Source organism: Paenibacillus sp. N119s (assembly GCF_059447605.1).
In genome coordinates this window covers 1-7,070 of the sequence record NZ_JCAJRU010000247.1, presented here as the reverse complement: position 1 = coordinate 7,070, position 7,070 = coordinate 1, and the positions used below count along the sequence as shown (strand labels likewise).

Annotated in this window: 5 protein-coding genes; all 5 read right to left on the bottom strand. The window is 47.6% G+C overall.

Annotated features, from left to right (window positions below):
- Nucleotides 1-2,299: glycoside hydrolase family 95 protein (locus tag AC5V8P_RS21555; RefSeq protein ID WP_495473845.1), on the bottom strand; the 2,299-nt coding region annotated here is incomplete at its 3' end.
- Nucleotides 2,300-2,406: 107 nt separating this feature from the next.
- Nucleotides 2,407-4,101: an ABC transporter substrate-binding protein gene (locus AC5V8P_RS21550; RefSeq protein WP_064797243.1), complete on the bottom strand. Its 1,695-nt coding sequence runs from the start codon at nt 4,099-4,101 to the stop codon at nt 2,407-2,409.
- A 61-nt stretch (nt 4,102-4,162) separates the two neighbouring features.
- A complete protein-coding gene (locus AC5V8P_RS21545; RefSeq protein ID WP_064797244.1) occupies nt 4,163-5,065 on the bottom strand; it encodes a carbohydrate ABC transporter permease in 903 nt (300 codons plus the stop codon).
- Nucleotides 5,066-5,080: 15 nt separating this feature from the next.
- Complete coding sequence (locus AC5V8P_RS21540) at nt 5,081-6,094, bottom strand: ABC transporter permease (protein WP_064797245.1); 1,014 nt, start codon at nt 6,092-6,094, stop codon at nt 5,081-5,083.
- 328 nt (nt 6,095-6,422) lie between these two features.
- Entirely contained in the window at nt 6,423-6,839 is a 417-nt protein-coding gene (locus tag AC5V8P_RS21535; RefSeq protein WP_063210351.1) for a cupredoxin domain-containing protein, read from the bottom strand.
- Nucleotides 6,840-7,070: the final 231 nt, after the last annotated feature.

Genomic DNA, 7,070 nt, shown 5'->3' with positions numbered 1-7,070 from the left:
AGACAGTTAGTTCCGCACGGACCAGCCGCGAGCTGGACCACTCCAGACTGACCGTGACCCCGCCACGTCCCTTCAGACCACTGACCCGTCCCTCCGACCAAGCCGATGGCAGGGCAGGCAATAGCGTCAGCTCTCCCGGGCGGCTTTGCAGCAGCATTTCTGCGATGCCTGCCGTCGCACCAAAATTGCCGTCGATCTGAAAAGGGGGATGAGCATCGAATAAATTAGGGTAAGTCGATCGCGACAACAACGTGCGAACATACCGATGGGCAGCGTCGCCATCTTCCAGCCGGGCGTACAGGTTGATCAACCAGGCACAGCTCCATCCCGTATGCCCGCCACCATGATCAAGTCGTCGACTTAGCGATACGCGGGCCGCCTCAGCCAGCTCCGGTGTATCACGGATATGGATCTGTCGGCCGGGATAAAGCCCGTAAAGATGCGAAACATGTCGATGCCCAGGCTCCGCCTCCTCAAAATCGATCGACCATTCCTGTAACTGACCGTGGCGGCCGATTTGATAAGGCATTAATCGTTCCCGTGTCTCCTCACAGCGTTTGCGGAATTCAGCGTCTAATTCCAGTAGATCCGCGGCCTGAATACAGTTGCTCAACAGCTCCCGAATCAGCGTCATGTCCATCGTGGAACCCATCGATATACTGCAATCCTCGCCTTCGGGCATGATGAATCTATTTTCAGGTGATGTGGATGGAGACGTTATGAGCCGACCATCCGGGCTCTCCACGAGCCAGTCCAGGCAAAAGGCTGCCGCCCCCTTCATAAGCGGATAAGCCTGTTCTGCCAAATAGGTTGTATCCAAGGTGAACAGATAACGCTCCCATAGGTGAGCCGTCAGCCATGCACCTCCAAGCGGCCAAAAAGCCCAACTGGCATGGCCACCTGACGGTCCGGCGTATCTCCACACATCTATATTGTGGTGAGCTGTCCATCCTTGAGCCCCATAATTGATGGAAGCAACCCTGCGCCCCGTGCGGCTGACTTCTCCAATCATGTGCAATAAAGGCTCATGGCACTCGGCAAGATTACACACCTCTGCAGGCCAATAGTTCATCTGTGTATTAATATTGGTTGTATAGTTACTGTTCCAAGGCGGCTGTACCCGGTCATTCCAGATGCCCTGCAGATTGGCGGGCTGACTGCCCGGACGCGAACTGCCCATAAGCAAATAGCGTCCATACTGAAATAACAGCACTTCCAGCCCAAGGTCTGCCTGACCTTTCTGGTAACGTTCTAATCGCAGATCGGTCGGTAGCGCGGACTCGTCAGCTAGCGCGTCACCTCCCAGTTCCAATGCAACACGGTCAAACAGCTTCCGGTGATCCTGCTCATGGCGTTGCCGCACCTGCTCACTTCCCAGCAAAATCGCTTCGTCAAGAATGATTTTGCATGCTTCTACTGACTCCGTTGCATCACTATTCGGCATAGCATGAAATCCTCGAAATCCGGTTGCTGCTGCCAAATACACCGTGATTTTATCCGCGCCCGAGATGATCAACGCTCCGTCATCACCCGACGTTAAGGTTCCTCCCTCGGGAATAACCCTCGCCTGAATGGCAAAAGCCATCCCCAAATCATTTTCATAAACGACAGCCTGTGGATGATCGCCGTGATAATTTGACTCCACATGACTGGGCGCTCGTCCAGTCAACGTAATAAAGTCCCTGGTCGGTTCCTCGGATGGATCGCTATCGCTAACCCATTGGGAGGAATCAGCAAAATGCACATCCTCTCCAGCTTCTTCTTCACAAGGATGGGGTGTGGTCATGCGCACAGATGCATGGATTTTCCCGACCTTATTCGCAGTCAGTGACACCATAATGACCCCATCGGGTGCACTGGCGATAACTTTACGGGTATAGCGGACTCCATCACTCTGAAAAGTGACCGCTGCCGTTCCGGTCTGCATATCCAGTTCCCGTTCATAATGCGCAATCTCCCCCAGGTTCTCCTGCGTAATCCACAAGTCGCCCAAAGGCTGATAGGCTTCCGCATCGCGGCCCAGCATGTTTGTATTAATCAGCTGCTCCGCTTCCTTGTATTTTCCATCTGCAATCAGCTTTCTGGCAGGCTCTAAATATCGCAATGCATCATACTGAACGCCATCTCTTGGAAACCCGGACCAGAGCGTATCCTCGTTTAATTGCAAATGTTCCTCCCTGATTCCGCCAAATACCATAGCTCCCAGTCGTCCATTGCCGACTGGCAATGCTTCCTCCCATATCTCAGCAGGCTGGCGATACCATAACCGCAGGGACTGTGGCCTTTCGCCTTTCGTCACGTCAAACCCTCCCTCAATCGAGGTCAGACAAAGCGCTGCTCCCAAAATTGCCTATGGCGCATGCGCTCTGTCACTCCGAGATTTCAAAGTTTGGATAAATGGACTTACTATTTAGCAGCCTTCCCACTCCATAACTCCACTCTGTCCTTCACCAGTTGCGTGTATTGCTGTTCCATTTGAACAGCTCCGGCGGCATCCAGTTCTTTAATCATGTTGTCGTATATCGTATCAAAATTGGAAGCTGGTGCTAGAATCGCTTCCGGTATCCGTTTGCGGATAATGTCTGTCGTTTTTTTGAATGTAACGTTATAGTTGGATTCATTGTCTGTCGTTATGTTATAGGCCGCGCCCCAAGGCTTCACATCAAATTCTTCTTTGTCTGGAAACAGTTCCTTCCACGTTTTTACGCCATACGCTTTAAGTGATTCTTTCTCCGGCTTCGAATAAGCCGCAATGATTTGTTCCGGGAATTTGGCAGTGTAGTAGTTCCCCGTGGGGTCTTTCACTCCGTCGCCATAGTGTCCACTCATTAATGTGTACAAGTCTATTCCAGTAGATTTATTGAAGCTGGTTGTATTGTTCGTTTTTTGATCCAATACATCGGCAGGAATGACGCGTTTGCCGTCTTTGATTTCATAATGCTTGCCCTCGATTCCCCAGTTCACTAGCACCTGCCCCTCATCAGAAGCTAAATAATCCAGGAATTTAATAGCCCGCACCGGGTCCTTGCAACTTTCCGTAATCCCTACACCATAACCAGACGCAAAGCCTGTATCCTGAAAGGAATGATCCTTATACTCCTCCGAAAGTGTAACTGGAAAATGCGCGTAGCTGGCATCAGCCTTACCTGACGCTTTTAATGCATTTTCGGCATCCTGATAACCCCACTCCTGGTCGATCAGACCCAGGACACGACCGCTGGCAATTTTGGATTTGTATTGGTCGCTTTTTTGCACAAATGAATCTTTATCAAGCAGCCCTTCATTGTACATGTGGTTCAACCAACGGAAATATTCCTTTTCTTCCGGACGTTTGTAATGAAGCTTGGCTTCATACGTTTTGGGATCAATAAAATACTCACCATCATCCGGCGCTCCAGTCGTCTGGAAAGCAGGGTTCGTTACCGTAATCATAATTCTCCAGTCATCTGCATCCAGCGTGAGCGGGATTGTTTTTTTGCCATTAATTGTAGGATGCTTGGCTACATAGGTTTTGAGTACGTTTTCAAAATCCTGCAATGTTCTTACCTTGGGATAACCCAGTTCCTTGAGCACCCTATGCTGAATTTCAAATCCTCCCGTCGCGTCAAAACTCTCCTGCCCCACCCCTGCATACGTAGGAATAACATAGATGGCTTGATCTTTATTGCTGTACTTCAGCCGATCCATATAGGGGCCGTAGAGCTTTTTGAGATTGGGCGCGTGATCGTTGATCAGATCCGTCAGATCAATCATGGCTCCCGCATCCACAAGCTTGTTAATATTTGCTTTAGGAGAGACCAGGTCTGGGTATTCACCACTTGCTGCCATCAAAGCAATTCGGTCATCGCCACCTCCGCCGCTGACATCAAATTCAGCGTTCAAGGTTACACCTGTTTTCTTGGTGATTTCCTTGCCTATTTCATCCTTCATTCCATTCCATTGCGGGCTTGTATCTGCTCCGAAAAAGCTAAACGTAATCGGATCTGTGCTGCTGGATGAGCCTTCTTTCGCGGTTTTATCGCTTCCACCGCATCCTGCGAGTGTGGCAAGTGACACGGCGAGCAAGGGGATTAGTGCAAATCTGGACCAGTGTTTTTTCATGTTCAGGACCTCCTGCGTTTGTAATATTTACCGTTGTGAATTGACTGTTACGATTGGATAGTTATGATTTAACAGCTCCCAGTGTCATACCGCCTACAAAATACTTTTGCAGGAACGGATATACGAGCAAAATGGGAAGCGTAACGGTAATCGTGATTGCCATTTTAATCGACTCTGGCGAAATTTGAGCCATTTGCTTGGCCATATCATTGCTATTCGCCATATTGGCGCCGCCTTGCTGGGTACTTTGCAGTATCTTCATCAGCTCAAATTGCAGTGTTGTCCATTGTGCGGCTGTTCCGTTGTACAAATACGTATCAAACCATGCGTTCCATTGATTTACCGCCAAGAACAGAGCAATGGTCGCCAGCACAGGCTTACAGAGCGGTAAAATAATTTTCAAATATATCGTAAAGTCATTGGCTCCATCCAGCTTGGCAGACTCCTGTAACGCATATGGCAAACCATCCATAAAGGAACGAATGACAAAAACGTTAAACGCGCTGATCAGCCCCGGAAAAATATACACCCAGAATGTGCCCAACAAATGCAAATCACGCATCAAAATAAACACGGGCACCATCCCGCCGGAAAAATACATTGTTAACGCCAGAAACGTGGATATGAACTTACGCGCGCGGAAATCGACCCGACTCAGCGTAAATGCAAGCATAGAAGCACAGATGAGTCCCAGCACCGTTCCAACCACTGTACGTAAAATCGATACTTGCAGACCCCGAAGTAGGCCGTCGTATTGGAAAATCGTTTTGTAATTTTCGAGTGTAAACTGGCGAGGCCATATATAAATACCGCCGCGTACCGTGTCCGTCGAATTGTTCAGGGAAATCGCTAGTACGTTCAGAAACGGATATAGCGTCAACACCACGATCAGAGCCATGAGGATATAGTTGAACAGGTCAAACAGCTTTTCAGACCGTGTAGCATTAAATGCCTTATTCGTCATTTCGCTTCTTCCTCCCTACATGATGCTTTCTTTGGTCAGTTTTTTGAATATACCGTTTGCTGTAAACAACAACAGAATGCTAACCAGTGAGTTGAAAATCCCTATTGCCGTTCCGTAAGAGAAGCGGCCCAAATTAATCCCGTAATTCAGTGCATACAAATCCAGCACTTCCGAATAATCCGTTACCAGACTGTTGCCAAGCAAGAACTGCTTTTCAAAACCATTGCTGACCAGATGTCCAATCGCCATAATAAACAGAATGGCAATAGTCGAACGGATACCCGGCAGCGTAATATGCCACATCTGTCTCCAGCGACTGGCCCCATCCACGCGTGAAGCTTCATATTGTTCCTGGTCAATTCCGGTGATGGCGGCTAAATAAATAATCGTATTCCAGCCCGTCTCTTTCCATATGTCGGAAGCGGTTACAATGTACCAGAACCAGCTGCCTTTAGCCATGAACTGAATCGGCTCATCCACAATATGAAGCGCTACCAATATATCGTTAACAATCCCTCCGTCAATGGACAGCATTTTCGTCACCAGTCCGGCCACCACTACCCAGGATACAAAATGCGGAAGGTAGGATACTGTCTGCACAACTCGTTTGAACAGCATACCACGCAGCTCATTTAGGAGAATTGCAAAAAAAATCGGTACAACAAAACCAAAAACAATACCCATCAAGCTCATCGCCAGCGTATTACGTAAAACCAGATAAAAGCGTTCATCCTGAAAAAGCTCAATAAAGTTGTCCAGCCCTACCCACTTTTGATTCCAAAACGATTTGGCTGGCTTATAGTTTTGAAACGCCATTGTCCAACCCCATAGTGGAAAATAACTGAAAACAAACACCCATATGACGAAAGGAATAGACATAAAATAAAGATACTTCTGCTGCTTCACACTGTCCCACAAGCCTTTTCCACCGCGTTCAGGCTTCGATCCGCGAGTCTTACGCGGTCTTCCCCGATTGGATTCAGGAATCACAGCATCAGTACTGGAAGCGGTTTCAATTGAAGATCCCATAACAAGCTCCTCCTCATCTCTAGATACTATTATCATACTTTGCCGCTTCAAAAGCGGGTACCCGACGAATTAGGAGAAAAATCAGTTCAAAATTAGATATATGGGGAGTGGATTAAGATTTACATTGAAGCCACTACGCATGCGGATGGTGCTTCCCATCGCTGTTGTCCCCGGATTTCCTGAATAAGCAGACAAAGGTAGAAATCCGGGGACAAAGGCGACCGCTATCGCTTGTACAGCACCATTCCGCCTGCTCCGTTCTCATGTAAATTCCCAGAGAGAAGAAAAAAAGCTTTCCAGCAGCAAGGTGCCAGAAAGCTTTTTTGATTTATTTTACCGTGATCGTCCCGTAGTACATGTACATACCGCAATTGTACTCATATACCCCTGGCTTTAAATCCTTGACGGTATAATAGTTATTTTCGTGATCCAGATAAACGTCCATTCCGATCTTCAGCGACTGTACTTCATCAATGCAAGTAAAGGACGTCATTTTCTTAAAATTAATCTTGGTCGGAACGCCGGCTTTTACCTCAATATTTTTAGGATAGAAACCATCCCCTTTTACACCCACTGTAACAATCTCATATTGGGTCTTGTCTGGCTCTTCCTGAGCTTGTTTAGGTTGAGCGGCCGGAAACGATGACACACTCCCCTGAAAATAAAACAAGACAAACCCGCCCATGATCAGGGCTACAAAACCAATCAGCATCAAATGCCAATGTTTAGAGATGAGTGTTTTCATTCCAATCAGCCCCCTCCAGTTCAAATCTACATGACATGTGACACATCAACTCTAACTAGTATATAAAAGTTAAACAAAATTTTAAATACCTTGTTTCAAAGCTTCTAGTAGATGAATCATATTATCCGACCTGGTGATTATCTCTATTTTTACAGACTCGGATGATCCAGCTTATACAGATGACGGTACCGGGTATGCTCACGCCAAAGCTCATCATGACTGCCTCGCATG

Coding starts and splice junctions, on each gene's coding strand:
- AC5V8P_RS21550 (WP_064797243.1), bottom strand. CDS start 4,101: ATGAAAAAACACTGGTCCAGATTTGCACTAATCCCCTTGCTCGCCGTG.
- AC5V8P_RS21545 (WP_064797244.1), bottom strand. CDS start 5,065: ATGACGAATAAGGCATTTAATGCTACACGGTCTGAAAAGCTGTTTGAC.
- AC5V8P_RS21540 (WP_064797245.1), bottom strand. CDS start 6,094: ATGGGATCTTCAATTGAAACCGCTTCCAGTACTGATGCTGTGATTCCT.
- AC5V8P_RS21535 (WP_063210351.1), bottom strand. CDS start 6,839: ATGAAAACACTCATCTCTAAACATTGGCATTTGATGCTGATTGGTTTT.